Below are 23711 nucleotides of genomic sequence, written 5' to 3'. Positions count from 1 at the left end.
GTCTCCTCCTCACTTGTCCCGTTCAATCTTCAGACCTTTAGGAGTAATGGCCTCTTCCAGGGCAAGTAGACCGTAGTTCATTCCTATTCCCAAGGCTGAAACAATTATCGCTCCAAGAAGAACCATGTTGAAATTCGATCTTCCAAGTCCGGAGAAGATAAAATATCCCAGACCTCTCGCTCCTACGAGATAGGCGATAGTCGCTACACTTACACCCATTACCGCAGCATTTCTCACGCCAGCCATGATGATCGGAATAGTAAGTGGAAGTCTTACTCTCAAAAGTATTTGGCTATTAGTCATCCCCATTCCTTTGGCCGCCTCTATCATTCGAGGATCAACTGAATTCACAGCTACTACTGTATTCCTTATAACAGGCAGGAAAGAATAGATCACAAGGGCAATAACCGCCGGTGTGACACCAATACCTGCTTTCAGCGGAGCAAGCAAAACGACCATATAGCCGAAGAGAGCTAGACTGGGAATCGTCATTAGGATACCCGCTCCATAGAGAGCTATCGACGAGACCTTCTTATTTCGTGAGACGATTATCCCAATGGGTACTCCAATTCCAATTGCAATAGGTACCGCTATCGCGATGATCTTTATGTGATTCAGCAGCTCTATCAAAACGAGGTCGTAGTTTCTTCCCAGATACTCAAAAAAACCCATATGCTTCTCCTTCCAGAAGTTCCGACAAAGAGCCGGAGAAAACTTTGTGGTCAAGACCTTCCCCCAAGAAACCGCTATTCACTTTCAGCATCAAGATTATCTTAATGATCCGAATAAAATGGATAATGCTAGTTTGGACAGGATCTTAACCAGAATAATTTAATCAATAGACTAGCATTGCATACCTACTATATCACATCTAGCGAGTGCATTTCAAAGAATATGGCATGAATAAATGAAGAGTAACTAAATTTGTGAGGTTTATTTTAAGAGAATTATGCGCTAGAAGTAACTGTTATCTAAGTTAATTATCGCTTAATACTGATTCTCTTTATAAAGGTCATTTGACTTACGATAATCACCGCCATAAGGACTGTGGCCATGATTCCCATACTCTTGAGACTCGTCCACACTTGAAGAAAATATCCCCCTAGAAGCGGACCAACACCAAAGATCACACCAACCATCGACTCGTGAAATCCTCCCTGCTTTCCTTGATCATCGTCCTGTGAATTGAGGCCATAGAAAATCGCAAACGTATAGGGAACAGCATATGTGGCACCAGAAAACAGAGTCGACAGAAAGAACGTGAGTGCCGTTTCGGGCATAAAAAAGGTTGTAATTGCTGCGACAAATACTGCCGTCATAATAAATAGAGATACTCGTGGACTACCAACCCAGAAGCGAAAGAAACTCATGAATATGAATGACAGAAAGACCCCAATGTTAGCACCTACAGTTAGGAAGCCAACACTCTCCAGCGGGATCCCCGTTGAAGATATTAGCTTGGGAAATAGAGCCATTCCACTTGTATAGATAACACCGGCAAGCAGAAAAGTGATCCTATAGACCCTTCTGTAGTCTCGTATATTGGGCAAGTCGATTTTACCAAAGGACTCTTTCAGTCTAGAATCATAAGGACCGGGAAGCAACTCACCGTACCTCTTCATATGGTATCTTATGTGAATAGCGCCGAATAGACTGAGAAGTATGCCGTAAGCGAAGACCGCTATTGGATATCTTTGAATAAGGAAAGGGCCGAGCGCCATTCCTAACATGTTTCCGGCACTCCAGGAAAGAACGAAACGAATAACGGTTGCAGCGGGATCGACTCCTTCTGCTCTTTCTGACTTTGAAAGCAATCCCTCAACTGATGGAAAGAAAAAGCCGAAGAATATGTTCATTCCTATCGCAGATACGACCAAATCAATCGGATGTGCCCAGAAGAACCCGAATACGAGTGAGATCGCCATAATAATCATTCCAGAAGAGAGATTCCTCTTGAAGCCAGTCTTGTCACCCATCCTTCCAAACACCAGAGCAGAGAAAACATAGAAGAAGCAGCCCAGGAAATTTATCAGACCTATCGCTAGGTACGACAAACCCCACTCTGCGGCCTTTGTATTTATCGATGAAGTAAGCAAGTAGAGTAGTATCGAAAAGGAGAATGCATAGAAGTTGAATGCGTGGAAAAAGCTCTTCATCACTTTACCGCCTCTCTTAAAGGTTTAATAAGGAAGATCTAACAGAGTATTGGACTGTAAGTATTCTACCCTATCAGATATCACGCGTCACGGTTGCGAAGTCAGCACTCTCTAGCATCTACGGAACTCTTGCCCTCTTTGAGCATCGAAACCATTTTTCTCCTTGTTTTCCTGGACATAATCCAATTGAAAAAGGAGGCCGAAGGCCTCCTTTTTCGATAGTGCATTTATCTACTGTTCAGCCACTTTTCGCAGGATTTCTTGTTCAGCCCACGCAAGACCTTCTTCGACAGTCCTCTTCTGGTTTATCACATCTCCTACCATAGTTCCAAGAACAGTCCTTACATCGTCCCACAGTGCAACATTAGGATCAACCGAGCCAAACGGGATCTGGCTGATTGGAACAAGTACAGTTGGGTTCTGTTCTTCATATGCCTTCCACTGGGGAGTTGTCAGAGCGATCTCCGTTACTGGCATGTATCCTGTTTTTACGGACCAATATGCCTGGATTTCCGGGCTAACGAGATACTTCATGAACTTCCAAGCAGCTGCTTTTTGCTCCGGTGTGATGCCGGTGAACATAACAACGTCCGTTCCAGCGAACGGTGGTGCCTGAACCTTCCACATAGGAACTGGAGCCCATGCCCAGCCATGCTTTCCTCTGGAACCGGAGTCAACATAAGAAGCGGATGCGATCGTCTCAACGAACATAGCTATTTGGCCATCTCCAAACGGGGCGTCCAGGTATCCGCCCTGAAAAAGCGCAACCTTGTAGGTGTGAGCCATATCGTACATTAATTGAAGCGCCTCTTTAGCTTCAGGCGAGTTAATTATGACATCAACCGAACCGTCTGGCTTAATTTCAATTGCTTCCCCGCCATTGGCCCTCAAGAAAATCATGAAGTGATCGATCGTCGTTCTGAACCCGAAGCCATATTGGTCAATCTGTCCGTCGTTGTTCTTGTCTTCAGTAAGCATCATCGCGGCAAAGAGAAGATCATCCATGGTCTTTGGTACTTCCAATCCGTATTCTTCAAAGAGATCTGTGTTATAGTACAGCACATATGTACTCTTGTTGAAGGGAAGCCCGTAGACAGTATCTCCCCATGTGACCATTCTCTTAAACGGGTCCCAGATTGCGGTCCATTCCTCATCGGTTAATCCAACTTCTGGATCGGAAATTAGCGAATTCAACTCCTGAACAGCACCTCGTGGTATTAACCTCGCGGTCCAATTACCGTATGCCTGTGAAAGAGCGGGGAGGGTTCTACTTTCTGCGCTTACTAGCAGCTTCTGCTGCAAAGCACTGTAATTTCCCACGTAGATCGCTTTCACCTCAATGTCGGGGTTGGCTTCGTTGAAAGAATCTACAATTTCGTTGACCGTCGTTCCCTGAGCACCACCCATCGCATGCCAAAACTCAATCTCAGTCGCAGCAAGGGCGAACACCGAAAAAGACGCAATTATCAGAGCTAGAATAAGTTTCTTGCGCATTTCCCTACCTCCTTATAAGAAATGTCTAAGTAAACCAATTATACCACTATGCCCCATTCAAAAAGAACCTCCATAGTTGTTCTGAAAGTCTCTTCAATGGAGCCAGACGTTGAAACAACAACATTTGCTAACTCTTTATTGCGATCGAGATATGATTGCGAAGAAAGTATTGATTTGGCTTGAGATTCACTTATTCCTCTATTCACAAGTCTTTTAACAGCTTCTTCATCTGCGCACTCAAACCAGATAATCTTGTCACAATAGCTAGATAGCCCGATTTCATGAATCAGCGCACCATCAATTAAAAGGAGATCGGAATCGCTTCTCTCAACAATTTCCAGTGCCTTCTTCTTAATAATCGGGTGTACTATCTGATTGAGTCTGTCCAGCAAGCTTCCATCTCGGAATACAATCCTAGAAAGCTTCTTTCTGTCTACTTCGTCACAGGTAAGAATCCTTTTTCCAAATGAGCAAACTATCTCTTGTTTCGCTTCGATCAAAGAACTGTGACCAATTTCGTCAAGGGAGATCCGTTCGATACCAAGTTTTTCAAGACGCTCAGCTATCGTGGATTTGCCACTTCCGGCTTTGCCAGCAAGCCCTATAACGGTCAAAGAAGCTTCTCTCCTGATTCGATAACACTCATCACCACTCTTGACATATCACTGTCTGCACTCTCGAGCTTCTTTCTCTCGTCGGGACTGATAACGATAATATCAGCCTCAATCTCTTCCATCTCTCCGATTTTCTGCAAGAGATTCTCAGGTTCCATTGAAACTATAACAAAAGTGGGTATTGCCTCTCCGGCAGCATAATACGCTTCCTCTACCGAAAAATCGTCGAGAACTTTCATAAGCTCTGATTTCATAACTCGAACCTCCAGGAGGTCTTCTCCTCATATCTATCCCTTACTTCTTCGTATCCCTTTCTTCCCATGAAAGCGTAAGTCAGTTTCTTCCCAAGCTCAACTCCCGGCTGATCATATGGATTCACTCTGAGAAGAAAACCCATAATTGCCGTCTGTATCTCATATGAGACGATAAATTCGCCAACATGTACCTCGTCAATCTGCGGGAATGTGACCGAGATATTTGGGACGCCGTTTGCCGCAAGAGCGATCGCCGTTCCCTTGAGTTCCGCATTAAGCAATTCTCCTACTTCTACTCCATTCAGATAGGACAAAGCCTCGATATCGGAATGAATGAATGGTATTGTAAGCTGATTACCGAAGTCCTCTACCTTGATTAGAGTAACTATCTTATCCCTTGGTCCTTCACTGTAAAGCTGTACTTGAGAATGTTGATCAATTGCCCCCAGAGACTTCACGGGAGTCTGCCCACAGTGGACAATCCTTCCTGAGACATCGAACTTCTTTCCTAGAGATTCGGCCCACAATTGTCTGTACCAATCAGCAAGTGTATAGAGCCTGTTTGAGTACGGCATCATCACCGATATATTGTGTCCCTTCTTCAGGTAGGCGTAGTGAATCAGCGCACTTACGGCAGCGGGATTCGATTTCACATCCTCTCTTAAATACCTCTCTTTTCCGAATCTAGCGCCCTCGTATAAGAGATCGATATCTATTCCTTCTGCAGCGGCCGAAAGCAAACCAACTGGAGTCAAAACACTGAAGCGACCTCCAACATCCTCTGGAATCGTCAAGGTTCTAATTCCCTCACTGTCGGCAATTTGTCTCAAGACTCCGTTTTCCTTGTCCGTCGTGAATATGAAGTGGTCTTTCACAGGAAGATCGAGCTTCTCAAGCAGGCCCCTGACGACCAGATAGTTTGCCATACTCTCCGCAGTTGTTCCAGACTTGGAGATAACATTGAAAACGGTTTTTCCTAAATCCAGTTCTCCGAGAATCGCCGTGATCATATCGGGATCTACATTATCAAGCAAGAATACCCTGGCCTTTCCAGCTCGCTTGTCTCTTTCATAGAGATTCCAGTTGATGGGTTTTAGTGCAAAATGCAAAGCCTGGTTTCCCAACGCAGAGCCTCCAATCCCTATGACAACGAAATTGTCGAACTTCTCAATCCATGATCTCAATGCCTTTACTTCATCAATGATCTCATCATCTTCAAGTATTCTGAGAAAACCAGGAAGGGGGCGGAAGATCTTCTCGAAATTCGCCGATAACGTCTTCCCAATCTCGGTCATCTCATCAAAGGCCAGGCCGCTTTCAAGTGTTTCCCTGAACGCAAACGAGAAGTCATATTTGAGCATTTCAAACCTCCGTCAATAAGTGATTATTGTCTCTACATCGTACCCAGACAGTTTCTTTCTGGGCTCCAGGAATCCTAACTCCGCAAGGCAAAGAATTCCGACGACTTCTCCTCCACTGTCTTCAATGATGCGGGCGATAGCTTCCATAGTCCCCCCCGTGGCAAGAATATCGTCGACGATTAGCACCTTATCTCCATCACTAATCGCATCCACATGCATCTGAAGGGTTTCTCTGCCGTACTCCAATTCGTACTCGATTTCCCTGGTTTTGTAAGGAAGCTTTCCGGGTTTCCTGACTGGAACCAGTGCCTTCGCCATTTCAAAAGCAAGAGGAGCGGCAAAAATAAAACCCCTTGCTTCGGGTGCAACCATTATATTGAAATCGAACTTTCTTGCTTTTTCTGACAACTGCAGAATGCACTCTCTAAAAGCAAGGGGATCCTTTAACAATGGAGTGACATCCTTGAAAACTACGCCTTCCTTTGGAAAGTCTGGAACGTCACGCACAAAGGCTTCTAGATCCATCTAATCTCCTCCTTATAGAGCTCCTTTGACATGGGTTATTTTAACACAGGAATCAGCCCATTTCTCTAGGTGCATGTTATAATGCATGTGTGAAATAAATAACATTCTTTCCTCAAAGGAGGTGCAAGATTTGTCTCTCGTAAATTGCCCGGATTGTCAGAAGCTCTACGATGAACTTGATGAGTATATTGCTTCAGTAAAAGGCAACACGGGCGTTCTCATCAATGTACTTCACAAGGCGCAGGAAGTCTTCGGTTATCTATCTGAAGAATTACAGCAACACGTATCCGAAAAGTTGGATATTCCGTTGAGTCAGGTATATGGAGTTGTAACTTTCTATAATTTCTTCAACATGAAGCCAAAAGGAAAGAACCAGATAAAGGTCTGTCTAGGAACTGCCTGCTATGTTAAGGGCGCAGATAAGATACTTGAGAGGCTCCACGATGAGCTGAAAGTCGAGATGAATGAACCGACCTCCGACGGACTCTTTTCAATTCATGCCGTAAGATGTCTCGGCGCCTGTAGCATGGCTCCGGTAGTTCTGGTCGGTGAAGACGACTATTATGGAAGAGTCACCCCTGATGAAGTATCAAAGATTCTAGACAAATATAGGAGGGCCGAGTGATGGCAAAGATTAAGAGCCTTGAAGAGCTCATGAAAATCAAAGAGAACGCGATGAAGGGTCTTAAGATGCGTGACTCAGGCAAGAGAGGCAAAGTGATAGTTGCTATGGGTACCTGTGGAATTGCAGCAGGCGCAAAGGATACACTTAGGGCCATCGTAGATTCACTCGATGAGAAGGGGGTCGACGATGTTTCTGTCGTGCAGTCCGGTTGCTTCGGCCTTTGCGATGTCGAACCGACTATTGAGGTTCACTTGGAAGGAGCTGAGCCGATAATCTACGGGCATGTTACCCCTGCTCAGGCAAAGAGAATCGTTGAGCAACACATTGTCGGTGGTAAAGTTGTCGGAGATCTCATAGTGAAAAGAGGAGAACTTTAACGAAGAGGTGATTAAGGGTGCCCGTTGTTGAAAACACGGTACTTATTTGTGCCGGAGGGGCTTGCATTTCTGCAGGCGAGAAGAGCGTTAAGAGTGTATTTGAAGAAACCCTGAAGAAGTATTCATTAGATGGTGTAGTTAGGGTTGTGGAGACTGGATGCATGGGTGCTTGTGACCTAGGGCCGATCCTCGTAATCTATCCTGAAGGGGTGTTTTATCAGAAGATTACGGCAGAGAGTGCAGCCCGAATAGTCGAAGAACATATTCTAAAGGGAAGAGTAGTCGAAGAGCTTTTATATAAAGGCGACTCTGGAGAAATGAAGGAAAAGCCTCAGGAAGAGCTTCCTTTCTTCACTGAACAGGTAAAGATCGCAACAAGAAATCTGGGTGTAATTGATCCTCTTTCAATAGATGAGTATATTGCAAGGGACGGTTACTTTGCACTACATAAAGTTCTTTTTGAGATAGGTCCCGATGATGTTGTTGAAATACTGAAGAAGAGTGAATTGAAGGGACGAGGAGGAGCAGGCTTCCCCACTTGGATGAAGTGGGACCTGACTAAGAAGGCAAAGGGAGAAACAAAATACATCATATGTAACGCAGATGAAGGCGATCCTGGTGCATTCATGGACAGAGCCGTTCTTGAAGGTGACCCCCATACAATTGTTGAAGCTATGACCATCGCTGCCAGGGTTGTTGGGGCCCAGAAGGGTTTTGTTTATGTTAGAGCCGAATATCCACTTGCAATTGAAAGGTTGACCCACGCCATGAAGACAGCAAGGGAATACGGATTCTTGGGCGAAAGCATCCTCGGAACTGACTTCTCATTCGATCTAGAAATCAGAATCGGTGCTGGTGCGTTCGTCTGTGGAGAAGAGACGGCTCTTATAAACTCAATAGAAGGCAGAAGAGGTATACCGAGAGTCAAGCCTCCCTTCCCTGCCAGCAAAGGATTGTGGGAAAAACCAACCCTTTTGAACAATGTCGAGACATATGCAAACATCCCCCCGATAATCATAAATGGCGGCGAATGGTTTAGCCAGTATGGTGTTGAGGGATCAAGAGGGACCAAAGTCTTCGCTCTGGCCGGAAATGTGAAGAACACAGGACTGGTGGAAGTACCGATGGGAATTACTTTAAGGAAATTGATCTATGAGATTGGCGGAGGTGTTCCCGGAGGAAAGAAGCTTAAGGCGATCCAGACAGGTGGTCCTAGTGGAGGATGCATTCCATTAGAATTGATAGATACGCCAATAACATATGACAATATGAAGAAACTCGGCACGATTATTGGATCGGGCGGGATGATAGTTATGGACGAGGACAGCTGCATGGTAGATGTTGCTAAGTACTTCCTCGAGTTCACCGTTGAGGAGTCTTGCGGTCAGTGCACACCTTGTCGGGACGGAACGAGAAGGATGCTTGAAATTCTCGAAAAGATAACAGAAGGAGAAGGATCCATGAACGATCTACAGCTGTTAAAAGATCTTGGCGAGAATATCATGGCGACTTCACTTTGTGGGCTTGGCCAAACCGCTCCACAACCTGTGATTTCAACGATGCGGTATTTCTGGGACGAATACGAGGCTCATGTCAATCAAGGAAAATGTCCTGCAAAGAAGTGCAAGACTTTGATGAGGGTTGTAATCGACAAAGAGAAATGTGTAGGTTGTACAGCCTGTGCGAGAGTCTGTCCGGTTGACGCAATAAGCGGTTCGGTACGGAAACCTCACGAAATAGATCCGGAAATCTGTACGCGATGCGGAAGTTGTCTCGCAGTTTGTAGATTCGGTGCAATTAGCAAGGTATCACCATAAAAGGTTTACAAGAACCCCCTTGAGCGGGGGTTCTTTTGCTACTTCGAAGAGGGTTGAAGGGAGGAACTTGTATGTCTGTTGAGAACGTTCATGAGATAGTATCGAGAATCTACGAAGACGTAAGCAGCCAGAGTCTTGAAAGAGGCGATGTGCTTATTAACACTCTTCATGCGATTCAGGATCACTACGGCAATTTTATACCAATAGAGGCAGCCGAAGCACTGAAAGAAGTGACAGGAACACCTCTTTCAAGGATTTATGAAGTACTGACTTTCTACACAATGTTTGCTACTCATAAGAGAGGGAAACATGTAATAAGAGTTTGCAAGAGCCTTCCATGCCATGTTACAGGCGGTCAGGCAGTGATTGACTCTTTAAAATATAGACTGGAAATAGATTTCGGCGAGACTACAGAAGACGGCCTTTTTACCCTTGAGGAAACGAGTTGCCTGGGACTATGCGGAGTCTCCCCTGTAATGATGATAAATGATGAAGCTTATGGCAATCTCACTCCTGAAAGAGTCTCGGAAATCATAGATGAAATAGTGTCAAGAGAAGGGAGCGAGTCATTGTGAACAAACCGATAACCGTCCTCGTATCGATTGATTCGAACAGTTTGCTACTAGGTGCAAGACACTTCAAGAACTACCTAAGCACCCTGACCGAGAACTACAATCTCACTTCTTTGGTAGAGGTGCTTGAAACAGGCTCTTTTGGAGATTATGGAAGAGGGGTTCTCTTCTTGATCCTGCCTGACAATGTTATGTACTCTATCAAGACTGAAGCTGACATAGAAAAGATGGTTACCGAGCACCTTCTGAAGGGTCGAAGAGTCAGAGAATTGATTGTTACAGACTTCGAAGGTAGCGGACATGTGCACGCTGGCAAGGCATCTGAAGAAGAACGTATTGTCCTCAGAAACGCAGGTTCGATCGATCCAAAGAATCTCGAAGAATATATTGCTCGTGATGGCTATCAAGGTCTTGCCAAAGCCCTACGAATGACTCCAGAAGCCGTTATTGAAGAACTAAAGAAGAGCAACCTAAGAGGAAGAGGTGGAGCCGGTTTTCCTACAGGACTTAAGTGGGAATTCACCCAGAAGGTTCATTCAGAGGAGAAATTCGTGATCTGCAATGCAGATGAAGGTGAGCCAGGAACGTTCAAAGACAGACTGATAATGGAAGGCGATCCACATTCCGTAATAGAGGGCATGACAATTGCAGGTTATGCAGTGGGCGCCAGCAAGGGTTACATATACATCAGAGGAGAATATTTCGAATCCGTTGCAAGCCTTAGAGATGCAATCAGTAAAGTCTATGAGTATGGCCTTCTCGGTCAATCAATACTCGGAACTGAATTCTCATTTGATCTATCTGTGAGACTGGGAGCAGGCGCCTATGTCTGTGGAGAAGAGACTGCTTTGATAGAGTCTATCGAAGGTAAATCCGGAAGGCCAAGACTTAAACCGCCTTATCCGCCGGTAAGCGGACTATATGATAAGCCGACAGTTGTTAATAATGTGGAGACATTTGCGTGTGTTCCTCCGATAGTCGACAAAGGAGCAAGCTGGTTCAAATCTATTGGGACCCAGTCATCACCTGGAACAAAGGTCTTCTCTCTGTGTGGTAATTTGGTGAAAAGAGGAATAGTTGAAGTCCCCATGGGCACTACTGTTCGAGATCTTGTTCACAAGTTCGGTGGAGGAATACCGAACGGAAGAGCTTTGAAAATGGTACAGACCGGCGGTGCTGCAGGCACTTTTATCAGATCCGAAGAGATGGATGCAGAACTTGATTTCGACTCGTTCAAAAAGTATGGTGCATCTCTAGGTTCGGGTGTTATTCTTGCAATTGATGAGACCCACTGTGCAGTAGATACAGCAAAGAATCTCATGGAGTTCTTCGCCCATGAATCTTGCGGAAAGTGCTCGCCATGCAGAGAAGGAACTCATGTAATTGTCCATATTCTGAATGAGTTCTCGAAAGGAAGAGGAACCACAGAGATGCTCAGTCAGCTATATGACATATCTGAAACTATGGAAGACTCTTCTTTCTGTGGTCTAGGACAATCGGTACCTGTACCCTTGAGATCTATCCTGGATAGATTCAAGGAGGAATTCCTTGCCCACGTAGATGCTCCGCAGTGTCCTGTTGGTGTCTGCAAGTTCGAAAAACCAAAGAAGAGGTAAATACGTTGAAATCTTTGGCCGGGGCGACCCGGCCTTTTCTCTGTTATAATTGCCGAGAGGTGGACTATGGACAAAGGTAAGAAGACTGATCTAATTGTGCTAATGATTCTGCTTGCCTCGATAATCACTATTGCACTAATACTCACTTCTCTAGGCGAAAAGAACAAGCTTGAGAAAGTTGCAGCTCTGTCTGTCCTCTACAATGCAGGCCTGGGCGCTGATTACAAGACTTTTCTCAATAGCCCCACCTACTTGTATGATGATCGAGTACTTGATGCCTACAGCTACTTCACCGACAAGAACCCTTCAAATGAACTAATGTTAAACAGTTCGATTAGAATGCATAATCTGCCTGAAGAGAGGATTTTCGAATATAACTCCGCCCTTACAAAGCTTACACAGGCCAGAACGAAAAAGGAGTATCCTGATCTAGAAAGAAAAGTTGCTTCGTTGATTGAATCCAGCAAATTGCTTTCCGATAGATCGGATCTCTTTAGAAGACGCCTTTCAGAGGAGATCTACGATTCGCTTGTCGAGTTCGGCGGTACGAAGGTAGAGATTATTATCGGTGGAAGAGTTCGTACTCTAGATCTCTCCAAGCTCGATCCGGCGGTGGTACTGTCTATTATGACAGTTGAGTCATCATTGAATCCATTTGCTTTGATGGAAGAGAGAAGCATCGACGAATCCTTTTCATCATACGTCTATTCGAGAGGACTCATGCAAATCTACGAGATGACTCTCTGGACTCTGAATTCATGGTTAAGGCAATCTCAAATAAACATCAAGCCTGAAGAACTCTGGTCTGTAAGAAACAATATCTTTCTTGGAATGGTATACCTCGCGTATGCCAATGAGCTGCTAGAGGAGAGAAGATGAGAGACTGGAAGAAGGATGCAATTGTATATCAGGTGCTCCCCGATAGATTCAATTTGGGCAATGGAAAGACTGTCTTTCAGAAGAAAGAGGAAGGGTACTATTCGCTCCCCAAACAAAAGGTCAAAAGTTGGGAAGAAAGACCTCTCGCTTCAATTGACGGAAGTCACCAGTATGATTTTTGGGGAGGAGACTTGATCGGCATAGTCGAAAAACTTGATTACATCAAGGAGCTTGGAGCAAACACCGTTTACTTGAATCCGGTATTCTGGGCTCACACAAATCATAAGTACGACACAATTGATTACTTCGCTATCGACCCCGATCTTGGCACTGAAGAAGACTTTGTTGCCCTAATTGAGAGTGCCCACGCAATGGGAATTAGAGTTGTACTTGACGGAGTGTTTAATCATGCTGGCATTGCTGGAAGGTGGTTCAATGGGCTGGAGATCTTCGATGAACCAGGGGCTTTTCAAGGCAACGAAAGACTGATGGAGTACTTCATAAGGGGAGAGAAGGGATTCAGGGGTTGGATGAATTCCGGTAATCTTGTCGAACTGAACCTGGAGAACCCCGATCTTGCGGAAATCATTTTCAAGGGAGAGGAATCAGTGTTGCGTCATTGGCTCAACATGGGAATCGATGGCTGGAGGCTAGACGTTGCATATGATCTGGGTCCTGAAATTCTGAAGGAAATAGTCGAAAGAACAAGATTTGCTAGACCTGATTCGTGCGTGATTGGTGAGATATGGAATTACCCAGGGAGCTGGCCGGAGCGATCGGGTCTTGATGGGCTTATGAACTACTACTTCAGGTTGATAATATGGGAAGCTTTGAACGGTTTTGTTTCAGGGAAAGATGCAGTTAACATTATTAATGATGCAGTTAGAGATGCAGGCCTGGAATTCCTGTCGAAGTCCTGGACTGTCCTTTCTTCACACGATGTACCGAGACTGAAGAACGAGCTTGGATCCATAGACAGAATCAAAGCAGCGTTGATTCTCCAGTATTGCCTTCCGGGCGTCCCTTTGATCTACTATGGGGAAGAGTTAGGTATGGAAGGAGGCAACGATCCGGAGAATAGGGCACCGATGAAGTGGGAGCACACGAGCCAGGAGATTGAGACCTTGAACTTATACAAGACTCTGAACACCATTCGTTCAAGCAAACCATCTCTCCGGTCGGGCGACTTCAAACCCCTAGTCAGCTCTGATCATTCTCTAATCTCATTCAAGAGAACAACTGGAATTGTTGATGATCTTTTAGTCTGCATCGTAAATCCTACAGAAAAGAATGTAAGGTCAAGAGTATTTCTGCAAGAGGGCTTTCTCATGAATGGAACGGAGATGAAGGACACTATTGCAGGAAAGGCCTTTAGTGCATCCTTTGGGACGATAAGTATTGACCTTCACCCATACGAGGCTCTAATACTTGAACCTGTGATCTCTAGATCCAACTCAGATTACTCCCCATATAAGAGAGTATGAGAAGAACAAAAGAAAGATCCTTCGGTCTCGTAATTCTTGCAGCGACAGCTATGATCTGGGGAGGATCATATATATTTACGAAGGTGGCCGTTGAATCACTGCCACCAATGCTACTAGCGTATATAAGATTCTCCATAGCGGTCGGTATACTCTTTCCGTTGTCTACACGGAAAAGAGGTTCGTTTAGGACCGTCGATCACAAGAATGCTGCTTTGGCTGGATTATTCGGAATCACGTTCTATTTCCTGTTTGAAAACTACGGACTGACTTTGACGAACGCTTCTGATGCTTCTCTCATCGTCTCCACCGCACCGATTCTGACAATAATTCTCTACGATGTTGTTACGAAGCGATTCGATTTCTTGGAGTATTTTGGGGGTTTAGTAGCTTTTGCCGGACTCTTTGTAATCATCTTCTCAGGGAGATTCTCCGAAGGCTCTAGTACAGTTGGAAATCTCCTCTCCTTTGGCGCTGCAGTTTCATGGGCTGCCTACACCTTTTTCTACGAGAAGATACACAACAGCTCAATATGGACTACTCTGGAAATAATGCTTTGGGGTCTTCTCTTTTCATCACCTCTCGTGGTAACTGAGGTGTTCATTCTAAACAAGCCCGTTGAGTTTTCTCAAGGTGCAGTAAGAGGGATTCTCTTTCTTAGTGTATTCGCCTCCGCTCTTGGGTACATAATGTGGAACAAAGGCATAAATCTTTGGGGCGGGAAGGCAGCAACTCTCTGGGTCTACACCATTCCTGTGTTCACAATCATTGCAGATATACTCTTTCTAAAGAACTCCCCTTCTCTTATGTTCTTCTCGGGATCAGCACTCATTGGTATTGGAATGCTTGTAGTTATTTCAAGGGAGTCTAGTCATTTGACTTCTACAAACGGAAAAGATTAACCGATTACAGTCTCAACCGATTTAAGCTCTACTGGAATAACTCTTGAGAGACCATCTGTCATCGTAACTCCGTGAAGAACGTTGGCAACTTCCATAACAAGCTTGTTGTGGGTGACAACAAGAAACTGAGTATCGGTAGCATGCTTTCTCAACAGCACCCTGAACCTCTCCGCATTGAAGTCATCAAGAGGAGCATCTACCTCGTCTAAAACGTAGAAGGGGCTGGGCTTTATACTCAATAAGGAGAACACTAGTGCAATACCGACAAGTGCTTTCTCTCCTCCAGAGAGAAGTTGCAGCTTCTGAACTTTCCTTCCAGGCCTCCTTACAGTTATTTCCAAACCGGTCTCAAGAAGATCTTCACCCGGGATGATTTTGATTTCTCCTTCCCCACCGTCAAAAATCTCCTGAATGTAATGGCTGAAGTTACTGTTCACGTTGTTGAACGTCTCCATGAAAATGTTCTTGGCCTTCGCATCAGTTTTATCAATCAGCTCTATCAACTTCACCTTGGCTTCTTCCAGATCTCGCTTCTGCTCATCGAGTTCCTGATACTCTTTGTCCACAACTCCATACTCGTCTATTGCCTCAAGATCAACACTGCCAAGAAACTTCAGCTTGTTTTCGTAATCATCAAGCTCCACTTTTACATCTTTAAGGTTCTCTTCTGACAGGATCTGAATCTCGCTCGCATCTTCTTCAAACTCTTCTCTTACCCTTGAGAGCTTCATTTCACTTTCTTGAATATGCATTTCGATTTGATGAGATTGCTCACGAAGCTTCTCTCTTTCATCCTTCAACCTGTTAATCTCTTCTTCAACCTCCTGAAGGGCTGATAGTCTTTGCTCCTTTCCCTCTCTTTGATATCTAATGCTAGAGAAGAGATTCTCTGTTTCCTTCTTGACCGATGAAAGCTCCCGTTCCTGATCGGCTACTTGCTTTCTTAGGCGTTCTGTCTCCGACTCAAGCTCAGTTACCTCCCTAGACAGGAGCTCAATACTTTCCTGATCGTTCTTCTTCTTCTGAATTAGAGATGCGTGTTCCTTCGTATACTGTTCATGTTTCTCATATAGAGTTGAAAGCCTTAATCTAGTGTCTACTATTGTCTCTTGGAGCTGTTCAAGAGCCTTTTTCTGTTTCTTCAACTCTTCGGATTCGGCCTCGACTTTCCTTTCCAAATCCAATCGTTCTTCTCTCAGAGAAGTCTGCTCTCCAACAAGAATCTCCTTCTTTCTCGAATTCTCCTCCAACCTTCTTGTATACTCATTTTCGAGCTTAGTTAGTTCCGATATCTCCTCTTCAACTTCCTGTGCAGATTTAAGGAGCTCACTAATCATTCTGTTTATCGCGGCCCCTTTGGAGGCAAGTTCGTTCAGCTCTTCCTGCAATGTCTTAAGGTAGCCGCGAACTTCAATAGTTTCATCTTTCAGTCTACCTATCTGCTTACCACCGAGCTGGATCTCTTTCTCGAGTTTCGTTTCTCTCTCTAGAAGCTCTTGAATTCTTCGTTTTCTCGAAAGCAAATCGGTTCTCGTCTCTTCCCCAATGAAGCCACCAGTAATCGAACCGCCAGCACTCAACAATTGACCGTCAACAGAGACTATTCTTCCCGAGAAGCCTGCTTCCTTCCTCATCTCGATTGCATCATCCAAACTTCTGGCGACAACTGAATTCGCAAAGAGATACACCGGGAGCTTCTCGAAGCCAAAGGGAATATCAACCAATCTGGCTGCGTAGTTTATGAATCCAGGATGCGACTCCACTCTGGTGAAGTTCCTGAAGTTCCCTTCAATCATATCCATAGGAAGCAGTGTGACACGGCCGATCTTATATGTCTTGAGAAACTCGATGACTCTCTTTGCGGTTATGGAATCATCAACCACGATATCTTGCATTCTATAACCGAGAAGAATAGTTATCGCAGTTTCGTATGATTCTGGTACCTGGATAAGATTCGCAACCACATCTCTCAGGCCTGCAAAACTATCCTTTCTCGAGAATACCTCTCTCACAGCCTTGGAAAAACCCTGATACTCTTCCTGTTGTCTTTCAAGTAGGGATCTTTCCATTTGAGAACGCCTTAACTCATTTTCATCTTTAGAGAGTTTCTCTCTTGCTTTCTCAAGCTCCGTATCTAGTTCATTCAGGCGTTCTCTTGACGCACCAATATCTCTCTCAACTTTGCGCTGCTTCTCGGTGCTTTCCTTACCTTGTTTGGCGAGTGATTCAGTCTCATCTTTGAGAGTCTCAAACCTCGCGCTCTTAGCTTCAAGCTGACTCTCGATTAACCTTAGCCTCTTGCCCGTATCCTCACGGTTGTTATCGAGTCTCTCAAGCTCATTCTCTATCTTGGAAAGCCTTTTCGAGATTGACTCAAAACTCTCCTGGTGTTTCAGCCATTCTCGTTCACGCGCACTGTAATTCTTCACCAGCGAGTCTCTCTCCTCTTCGGAAGAGGAAAGGGCGGCTTCTTCATCAGAGATCTGCTGCTCAAGACTATCAATAATCAGTTTGATCTCATCCTTTCTCTTATCGAGATCATCGATTTCCGATCTGAAATTATCTATCCTAGTGGAGACTTCAATTAGTCGGTTCTCTTTCTCACTCAATCTTCGAGTGTACATTTCTTTAAGCTCGAGCAAGTCATTCTGACGTTTTTTATATTCTTCAAGAAGTTTCGTAAAACCCTCAATCTCCTTGTCGACCTCAGAAAACTCCGCCCTCAGGGCCGACCAGTTCGATTCACCTTCAATTAGCTTTTTCTGAAGATCCTTCAGTTCATCTCGTGCTTTGTCAAATCTTTCTCTCAGACTAGTAAGCTTCTCTTCTTCCAGTCTTGCGATATTGCCAAAGTAAAGGTTCTTGAGTTCCTTTTGTTTCGCAGAATACTCAACAAACTTTTCTGCCCTCTTCGCTTTCAGATATAGCGACTTCCTTTGCTTGCCAAGCTCAAAGATAATGTCTTCAAGCCTGCTCAGATTCTCTTCGGTTGCCGCCAGTTTCCCGAGTGCTTCCTTTTTCCTCTCCTTGTAAACAGCCGTGCCTGCGGCCTCTTCAATGAGAGCCCTTAACTCGTAAGGTGAGGCTGTCACGACCTTATCAACCTGTCCCTGACCAACAATCGAGTAGATATCCATCCCTACTCCTGTCCCCTGGAACAACTCTCTGATATCTCTCAGCCTAGACTGCTTGTCGTTAACTTTATACATCGACTGCCCGTCCCTGGAAATCTCTCTTGCTATTGAGAAGGTCCCTTCCTCCGACTCGAACACCAGTCTTACTTCAGCAGAGTTTGATGGCGGAAACCTCTCCGAACCGTTGAAGATCACATCCTCTCTACTGTCAGCACGGATGTTCTTCATCGACTGTTCTCCGAACATCCATCTTATTGCATCCACAACGTTCGACTTGCCGCTTCCATTCGGACCGACCACAGCTGTAATTCCCGATGATACATCAAATTTCGTCGGCATGGCAAAGCTCTTGAACCCCTTGATATAAACTGAATCAAGCTTGAGCATAGACTCCCCCCAGAATCCTTTCCCCGATAGACTTCATGTAGAAAGGCAAATCGACATCCTCTCCATTCTCGACAAAGGAGATTGAAATCCCCTCTCTAAATGCTCTTGCGAGAATTCCCTTCTTATGGCCTGTGAACCATTTGCTGTTCGATCTATCAAGGCAAAGAGAGCGACGATTATTCTGCACGCAGAACTCTCTTAAGATCTCAAACATCAGCCTATCTCTGACAAGTTCCCCAAGAGCAGGGTGAAAAGGACCTGCAACTACATTTGCCACCTGTCTTCCGTAAAGACAGATCCCTACTCTACTAACTTTCACTTCAGACAGCAAAAGCAAAAGGTACATCTTCCATAGAATCTCAAGTGACTCTTCAATTCCTTTCGGCGTGAATGCTCCAAGATGATACTCTTCTTCGAGAATCGATCCTTTCAGTACAACGACTGGATGAAGCCTCACACAAGATGCACCGACTCTGATTGCTTCCTTTGTCGAGAACATGTCCTTCGCCTCGCAATCTCCAGATAATCCTGTCATCAAATGGATCCCGTAATCAATTCCATTCTTTCTCAATAATCGAGCGGCTTCGTAAATCTCGTTTGCGCCATGATCTCTGTGACACCCTCTCAGAACATCGTCGTCGAATGACTGAACTCCTAATTCCACAAAGGTTATTGGGTAAGATCTCATACGATTAATCGTCTCTTCAGTAAGCAGTCCCGGCGACGTGGAGAATCTTATACCTCCAATGATTCCTTTCTTGAATAATCTGTCTGCAATTTCAAGGTACATTTGCTGACGGCCTTCACCTGAAAAGGTGCCGCCATAGAAAGCCAGTTCTGCCTTATGGGGATCCCTGAAAAACGAAAGGTATCTCTCGACAGTTTCATGGACCTCGGCTTCATCGGGAAGTCTACTTACTCCCGTAGCCGAATGTTCATTACAGAAAGTACACCGCGTTCTGCAACCCTCATGTGGAACGAAAATCGGAATGATATTCATGCTAATATTATAAACCGATCGAGCGCTATTTAACAAAGATACTTCAACAAATCTTAAACAGCGTGCTTTTCGTGTTACTTTTCAGGTGGTACAATCAAACAATCAGGAGGAATGATTATGGTTCATAATGAGTCTTTATATGGGAATAGAGTAGTCGATAATAATTCCTGGCCGGGATCGGTCAGTTAATCTTTGCTTTTGTAGCTTTTAGAAGATTAAAAGGCCGATGGATAACCATCGGCCTTCTTTTTTTATAAGGGGTGAGAGAATGGAAAGCACAGGGAGACTAAGCACAAGGATACTGGAACACCTGAGCGACCCACTAGTAAAATCGGCAGTTAGAGTTAAGTCCGCACTGCTGGGAGAAGCAAACAACTTCCTTCGGGGAAAAGGCTTTGTGGAACTTCTTCCCACCGTTGTATCTCCGATAACCGATCCACTGAACCATGAAGTTCATAACGCGAAGTTTCATTATTACGATCAGGAGTATCGTCTAACGCAGTCTATGATTTTCCACAAGCAGTTGGCATGCAAGTCATTTGACAGGATTTTCATAGTATCTCCTAACGTGAGACTAGAGACTTCTGAGAAGGCGCTGTCGGGAAAACATCTTTTCGAATTCAGTCAGATCGATCTGGAAATCAAGAACGCGTCCAGAGATGACGTGATGTTACTTGTTGAAGATCTGCTGGCCAGCGTAATTACAACAATTAAAGAGAGCTGTAGAAGGGAACTGGAGTATCTGTCTTCAGACCCTTTAGTACCCTCCCGACCATTCGCAAAAGTGAAGTTCATGGATGCTTACGAACAGTATGGAAAAGACTTCGAAACCGTTCTGTCCTCCAGCTTCACTGAACCCTTCTGGTTGATAGACTTCCCAATTTGGGAGAGGGAGTTCTACGACCTCCTGTCTGATGATGGAAAGACACTCAAAGACATGGACTTGATTCTTCCAAAAGGATTCGGAGAGACCTTGTCTGGTGGAGAGAGAGAGTGGGAACACCCAAGGATTATTAACAGAATGGAATTCAAAGGTACTGACCCCGAAGAACTTGCCTGGTACATGGAGATAGCAGAAATGAGAGAACTCATTCCAACAGCGGGTTGTGGAATTGGAGTCGAAAGACTTGCCAGATATGTATGCTCTCTTGACAACGTCCTGAAAACCAGGCTATTCCCGAAAGTTCCAGGGCAGAGCTGGATATAACGAAAACTCCCCCTTACGGGGGAGTTCTGGCTCCAGCGGAGGGACTCGAACCCCCAACCGTCCGGTTAACAGCCGGATGCTCTGCCATTGAGCCACGCTGGAACACATTGATTATTGTAACTCGAATCTAAAGTTATTTCAAGTAGCCAAAGCTACTGATTGGAGGTTTCGATTCTTCCGACTGGTCGAGTAGCGACAAGTGAAGTTCCCTCACCGTCGATGTCATCTATCAAAACGTCCCCTATCTTCACCGGCGCCTCAACGGCTATTCTTCTGATTAAGCTCATCTTTTCGAGTATTAGGGCTCTGTCAATTGGGCCTGTGGTCTTCGCTGAAGCAAGAGGGAGTTCTCCGTTCAAAACTCTCACGCTGGTCGTAAGTATTCGTTTCGGCATTACGAGTTCATTGAGTGCGTATTCCTGACCTCTTGGGCATTTGTTACCAGTTACTTCGTATTTCTCATCCTTCTTTCTTACAGATATCTTGCAACCTACGGGGCAGATCACACAGGTAATATGTCGTTTCATGTTAACACCTCTACAGTCAGTTGTCCTGCATCCAGGAGAGGAGCCAGCTTATCCTTGTTTATGACCACTTGGATCATCTCACTTGGAACTCCGTAAGAAAAACCCTTTTCGTAGTTCAACTCCTTTAGTACTACTCTTCCCTCATCCATGGGCTTCCTCAGTCTTATGTACAATCTCAAGTGTTCTTCCATATCGACAATGCTTGGAACCAGTACTCCCACGTTTTCTCCTCTTATGACCGGAACTCGGTCACCTGACGTGTTCTCGCCAAGTGAGAAAAGAGCAGCATGTCGGCCAGCTATCCAACCCTCAGCTGCCACATAATCAACCAGGTCAAACACAGCCACATTGTTTCCTGCAGCGAAGACACCTTCTATGCTACTTTCACCGGTATTGGAAACGATGAAACCTCGATTAACAGGATCTATCATCAAATCATTATCGAAATCCTCAACCTGTGGCAACAATCCTGCCGATAGAATCAGCGTGTCTGTCTTCAATTTCTTCGAGGTGCCAGGAACAGGCGTGAATTTCTCATCGACTCTTGAGATCTCAACTTCCTCAAGCCTTCCGTTGCCATAAATGCCAGTAACCGTTGTCGACAGAAGAAGCGGGATACCATAGTCCTCTAGACACTGAACAATGTTTCGCGTAAGCCCACCTGGATACGGCATTCGCTCAACTACTGCCACAACCTCGACACCCTCAAGGGTTAGTCTTCTGGCCATTATCAACCCAATATCCCCCGAACCAAGTACAACTGCACGTCTTGACGGCAGATAGTTCTCCAGATTGACAAATCTCTGTGCCAGTCCAGCTGGCAGAACCCCAGAAGGTCTATCTCCTTGTATCAGCAATGACCCAAATGGTCTCTCTCTTGCACCGGTCGAAATCACGAGAGCCCTTGACTCTATTTTGAAGGCACCTTGTGGTGACAACACCAAAGCTTCCTTCCTCCGGACATCAATTTCCCGAACATATGATTCACCTATCACATCTACCCTTTCCTGACTCATCTCACTCTGTAGTCGAGCTGCAAACTCCGGACCAGTAAGTTCTTCATGATAAAACTGAAGTCCAAAACCATTGTGAATGCACTGATTCAAGACGCCGCCAACTACTGCCTCTCTTTCGAGCAGGGTTACTTTGACACCCTGTTTCGCTGCGCTGAAGGCACCGGCCATTCCTGCGGCTCCCCCGCCAATTACAAGTACGTCTGTGATGAGTCTCTTCATTGTCTCACCTTCTCGCTTACTATCCAGCTTCTTTCATTGTTCTGTCTAATCTCCGACAGGTCTTTTTTCAGCTCTCTGGCCAGAATTCTGGCAATACTTGAACTGCAAAATCCGCCTTGACATCTACCAAAACCAGCTCTTGTTCTAAACTTAATTCCATCCACAGTCCTCGCTCCATCTCTTATTGCCTGAATCACCTCTGTCTCAGATACCTCGTTGCACTGGCATACAATCCTTCCATAGGCGGGATCCTTGTCAATGAGTTGTGATGCTCGCTCAAACGAAAGCTCTTTTATTCTCTCTCTCTCTTTGATGCTAGAAACGAAATCATCTCTTTCGACCAGGCGAATTCCTGTTTCGGGGACTATTCTAGTCACAACATATTCTGCAATCGCCGGTGCTGCAGTTAATCCGGGAGACCTGATGGCTCCAACCGTGATGAAGTTCTCTAGTTCTTCTGCCTTTCTTATGTAGAAATCCTTCTGATCTGTCTCCGGTCTTAGTCCGGCAAAGGACTTGACATACCAGCCTGGATTGTCTATTCCGGGAATCAGATACTCCCCGGAATTTCTAACAGAGACCAGCCCCTCATAAGTAGTACTTACATCTTCAGGAGTAAATCCCGGCAACTCGACAGAAGTGGGACCAAGTAGAACACCTCCATCAACCGTTGGAACAACGAGTCTTCCTTTCCCTTCGGCAGTTGGGAGTGGAAAGATAATCCTTTTTACAAGCGAACTTGCTTTCTTATCCAAAAGAATGTACTCTCCCTTTCTCAATTTAACGGAAGGCACATCAACTCCGAAGCTTGATGCAACTCTCTCGAAGAATACCCCCGCAGCGTTTATCACTAAATCAGCCCTTAGCTTTCTTCCCGATCTTAGAAGAACCTTCTCAATCCTCCCATTTCTCATAGTACCGCCCACTACCTCATCGCTTGTGATTATTTTGCCTCCGTTTTCAGAGACGTTTATCGATGAAGAGATAGCTACCATCCATGGCTCGGTAATACCGGCACTGCTGCAAAGAAGTGCAAAGTTGAACTCATCAGAAATGTATGGTTCTAGACTCTTCAGTTCACTCTTCTCAACAATTCTGAGTCCTTCCACACCATTTCTGATGCCGTTTTCAAGGAGCTCCTCAAGTCTTGGCAGTTCGTCTCTGCCTCTGGCGACCACAAGTGACCCTGTCCTCTTAACAGGAAACTTTAGCTCTTCAGAAAGCCTGGTAAACATCGAATTCCCGGCGGCACAAAGTTTCGCTCTTAGAGTATCTGGCGGATCATCGTAACCACCATGCAAAATCGCCGAATTCGCCTTGGTAACGCCTTGACCTATATCCTCGGACTTCTCAACCAGAACGACTTCAATTTTGTATCTTGTGAGTTCTCGGGCAATTAGCGAACCGACAACTCCACCACCAATAACCACCGCCTGCATTCCGGCACCTCCAATAAGAAAACCACGCCATCAACTTATGGCGTGGTTTTCTCATAAACTCTACCACGTTTACTCGAATTATATCACAAATGTTTTTTCAGATTACGGA

General features: G+C 45.1%; 21 protein-coding genes and 1 tRNA gene. 9 read left to right on the top strand and 13 right to left on the bottom strand.

What is annotated here, in order from left to right; translation table 11 throughout:
* Positions 1-9 precede the first annotated feature (9 nt).
* From V512_RS11400 to V512_RS11370, 7 genes are all read right to left on the bottom strand, one after another.
* Positions 10-672 (bottom strand): ABC transporter permease, encoded by a 663-nt coding sequence (locus V512_RS11400; protein WP_099830583.1) that lies wholly within the window; start codon positions 670-672, stop codon positions 10-12.
* A gap of 308 nt (positions 673-980) precedes the next feature.
* Complete coding sequence (locus V512_RS11395; protein WP_099830602.1) at positions 981-2156, bottom strand: MFS transporter; 1176 nt, start codon at positions 2154-2156, stop codon at positions 981-983.
* A 231-nt stretch (positions 2157-2387) separates the two neighbouring features.
* The gene (locus V512_RS11390; RefSeq protein ID WP_099830582.1) at positions 2388-3650 is read right to left on the bottom strand and encodes an ABC transporter substrate-binding protein; all 1263 of its coding nucleotides are present in this window, start codon (positions 3648-3650) and stop codon (positions 2388-2390) included.
* A 38-nt stretch (positions 3651-3688) separates the two neighbouring features.
* Entirely contained in the window at positions 3689-4264 is a 576-nt protein-coding gene (coaE, locus tag V512_RS11385; protein ID WP_099830581.1) for a dephospho-CoA kinase, read from the bottom strand.
* On the bottom strand, positions 4261-4518 hold the full coding sequence (locus V512_RS11380; protein ID WP_099830580.1) for a hypothetical protein: 258 nt from the start codon (positions 4516-4518) through the stop codon (positions 4261-4263). The genes coaE and V512_RS11380 overlap by 4 nt, the downstream gene beginning before the upstream one ends.
* Positions 4515-5879, bottom strand: a complete 1365-nt coding sequence (locus V512_RS11375) for a glucose-6-phosphate isomerase (RefSeq protein WP_099830579.1) — start codon at positions 5877-5879, stop codon at positions 4515-4517. The genes V512_RS11380 and V512_RS11375 overlap by 4 nt, the downstream gene beginning before the upstream one ends.
* A gap of 12 nt (positions 5880-5891) precedes the next feature.
* Positions 5892-6404: an adenine phosphoribosyltransferase gene (locus V512_RS11370; protein ID WP_099830578.1), complete on the bottom strand. Its 513-nt coding sequence runs from the start codon at positions 6402-6404 to the stop codon at positions 5892-5894.
* Between the two features lie 130 nt (positions 6405-6534).
* On the opposite strand from V512_RS11370, the gene V512_RS11365 reads away from it, so the two are divergent.
* From V512_RS11365 to V512_RS11330, 8 genes are all read left to right on the top strand, one after another.
* Positions 6535-7029 carry an NAD(P)H-dependent oxidoreductase subunit E gene (locus tag V512_RS11365; protein WP_099830577.1) on the top strand — a complete coding sequence of 165 codons (495 nt, stop codon included), beginning with the start codon at positions 6535-6537 and terminating at the stop codon, positions 7027-7029.
* Positions 7029-7406 carry a 2Fe-2S ferredoxin gene (locus V512_RS11360; RefSeq protein ID WP_099830576.1) on the top strand — a complete coding sequence of 126 codons (378 nt, stop codon included), beginning with the start codon at positions 7029-7031 and terminating at the stop codon, positions 7404-7406. The genes V512_RS11365 and V512_RS11360 overlap by 1 nt, the downstream gene beginning before the upstream one ends.
* 17 nt (positions 7407-7423) lie before the next feature.
* Positions 7424-9223, top strand: a complete 1800-nt coding sequence (locus tag V512_RS11355) for an NADH-quinone oxidoreductase subunit NuoF (RefSeq protein ID WP_099830575.1) — start codon at positions 7424-7426, stop codon at positions 9221-9223.
* A 71-nt stretch (positions 9224-9294) separates the two neighbouring features.
* Positions 9295-9798, top strand: a complete 504-nt coding sequence (locus tag V512_RS11350) for an NAD(P)H-dependent oxidoreductase subunit E (RefSeq protein ID WP_099830574.1) — start codon at positions 9295-9297, stop codon at positions 9796-9798.
* Positions 9795-11411: an NADH-quinone oxidoreductase subunit NuoF gene (nuoF, locus tag V512_RS11345; RefSeq protein WP_099830573.1), complete on the top strand. Its 1617-nt coding sequence runs from the start codon at positions 9795-9797 to the stop codon at positions 11409-11411. Before V512_RS11350 ends, nuoF begins: the two co-directional genes overlap by 4 nt.
* Positions 11412-11477: 66 nt before the next feature.
* A complete protein-coding gene (locus V512_RS11340; protein ID WP_099830572.1) occupies positions 11478-12290 on the top strand; it encodes a transglycosylase SLT domain-containing protein in 813 nt (270 codons plus the stop codon).
* A complete protein-coding gene (locus tag V512_RS11335) occupies positions 12287-13774 on the top strand; it encodes a glycoside hydrolase family 13 protein (protein WP_099830571.1) in 1488 nt (495 codons plus the stop codon). The genes V512_RS11340 and V512_RS11335 overlap by 4 nt, the downstream gene beginning before the upstream one ends.
* Entirely contained in the window at positions 13771-14673 is a 903-nt protein-coding gene (locus tag V512_RS11330) for a DMT family transporter (RefSeq protein WP_099830570.1), read from the top strand. Before V512_RS11335 ends, V512_RS11330 begins: the two co-directional genes overlap by 4 nt.
* Here the strand turns inward: V512_RS11330 and smc are convergent.
* Both smc and V512_RS11320 read right to left on the bottom strand, forming a co-directional pair.
* Positions 14670-18194, bottom strand: coding sequence for a chromosome segregation protein SMC (gene smc, locus V512_RS11325; protein WP_099830569.1), 3525 nt, complete (start codon positions 18192-18194; stop codon positions 14670-14672). The two genes, V512_RS11330 and smc, sit on opposite strands and share 4 nt — an antisense overlap.
* A complete protein-coding gene (locus tag V512_RS11320) occupies positions 18181-19230 on the bottom strand; it encodes a radical SAM protein (RefSeq protein WP_243392403.1) in 1050 nt (349 codons plus the stop codon). The genes smc and V512_RS11320 overlap by 14 nt, the downstream gene beginning before the upstream one ends.
* 232 nt (positions 19231-19462) lie before the next feature.
* On the opposite strand from V512_RS11320, the gene V512_RS11315 reads away from it, so the two are divergent.
* On the top strand, positions 19463-20401 hold the full coding sequence (locus V512_RS11315; RefSeq protein WP_099830567.1) for an asparagine synthetase A: 939 nt from the start codon (positions 19463-19465) through the stop codon (positions 20399-20401).
* Between the two features lie 27 nt (positions 20402-20428).
* Here V512_RS11315 and V512_RS11310 read toward each other — a convergent pair.
* The 4 genes from V512_RS11310 to V512_RS11295 all read right to left on the bottom strand — a co-directional run bounded on the left by V512_RS11310 (position 20429) and on the right by V512_RS11295 (position 23602).
* Positions 20429-20503 (bottom strand) — tRNA-Asn (locus V512_RS11310).
* Between the two features lie 50 nt (positions 20504-20553).
* Positions 20554-20928: a DUF1667 domain-containing protein gene (locus V512_RS11305; protein ID WP_099830566.1), complete on the bottom strand. Its 375-nt coding sequence runs from the start codon at positions 20926-20928 to the stop codon at positions 20554-20556.
* Entirely contained in the window at positions 20925-22163 is a 1239-nt protein-coding gene (locus V512_RS11300; RefSeq protein WP_099830565.1) for an FAD-dependent oxidoreductase, read from the bottom strand. The genes V512_RS11305 and V512_RS11300 overlap by 4 nt, the downstream gene beginning before the upstream one ends.
* On the bottom strand, positions 22160-23602 hold the full coding sequence (locus tag V512_RS11295; protein ID WP_099830564.1) for an NAD(P)/FAD-dependent oxidoreductase: 1443 nt from the start codon (positions 23600-23602) through the stop codon (positions 22160-22162). The genes V512_RS11300 and V512_RS11295 overlap by 4 nt, the downstream gene beginning before the upstream one ends.
* Positions 23603-23711 lie beyond the last annotated feature (109 nt).

The sequence above is a fragment of the Mesotoga sp. Brook.08.105.5.1 genome, from assembly GCF_002752635.1.
In the GTDB taxonomy this organism is placed as follows: domain Bacteria; phylum Thermotogota; class Thermotogae; order Petrotogales; family Kosmotogaceae; genus Mesotoga.
The sequence above is the reverse complement of the archived record's forward strand: the minus strand, read 5'-3'. Positions and strand labels throughout refer to the sequence as shown.

Coding starts and splice junctions, on each gene's coding strand:
- V512_RS11400 (WP_099830583.1), bottom strand. CDS start 672: ATGGGTTTTTTTGAGTATCTGGGAAGAAACTACGACCTCGTTTTGATA.
- V512_RS11395 (WP_099830602.1), bottom strand. CDS start 2,156: ATGAAGAGCTTTTTCCACGCATTCAACTTCTATGCATTCTCCTTTTCG.
- V512_RS11390 (WP_099830582.1), bottom strand. CDS start 3,650: ATGCGCAAGAAACTTATTCTAGCTCTGATAATTGCGTCTTTTTCGGTG.
- V512_RS11380 (WP_099830580.1), bottom strand. CDS start 4,518: ATGAAATCAGAGCTTATGAAAGTTCTCGACGATTTTTCGGTAGAGGAA.
- V512_RS11375 (WP_099830579.1), bottom strand. CDS start 5,879: ATGCTCAAATATGACTTCTCGTTTGCGTTCAGGGAAACACTTGAAAGC.
- V512_RS11370 (WP_099830578.1), bottom strand. CDS start 6,404: ATGGATCTAGAAGCCTTTGTGCGTGACGTTCCAGACTTTCCAAAGGAA.
- V512_RS11360 (WP_099830576.1), top strand. CDS start 7,029: ATGGCAAAGATTAAGAGCCTTGAAGAGCTCATGAAAATCAAAGAGAAC.
- V512_RS11350 (WP_099830574.1), top strand. CDS start 9,295: ATGTCTGTTGAGAACGTTCATGAGATAGTATCGAGAATCTACGAAGAC.
- V512_RS11340 (WP_099830572.1), top strand. CDS start 11,478: ATGGACAAAGGTAAGAAGACTGATCTAATTGTGCTAATGATTCTGCTT.
- V512_RS11335 (WP_099830571.1), top strand. CDS start 12,287: ATGAGAGACTGGAAGAAGGATGCAATTGTATATCAGGTGCTCCCCGAT.
- V512_RS11330 (WP_099830570.1), top strand. CDS start 13,771: ATGAGAAGAACAAAAGAAAGATCCTTCGGTCTCGTAATTCTTGCAGCG.
- smc (WP_099830569.1), bottom strand. CDS start 18,194: ATGCTCAAGCTTGATTCAGTTTATATCAAGGGGTTCAAGAGCTTTGCC.
- V512_RS11315 (WP_099830567.1), top strand. CDS start 19,463: ATGGAAAGCACAGGGAGACTAAGCACAAGGATACTGGAACACCTGAGC.
- V512_RS11305 (WP_099830566.1), bottom strand. CDS start 20,928: ATGAAACGACATATTACCTGTGTGATCTGCCCCGTAGGTTGCAAGATA.
- V512_RS11300 (WP_099830565.1), bottom strand. CDS start 22,163: ATGAAGAGACTCATCACAGACGTACTTGTAATTGGCGGGGGAGCCGCA.
- V512_RS11295 (WP_099830564.1), bottom strand. CDS start 23,602: ATGCAGGCGGTGGTTATTGGTGGTGGAGTTGTCGGTTCGCTAATTGCC.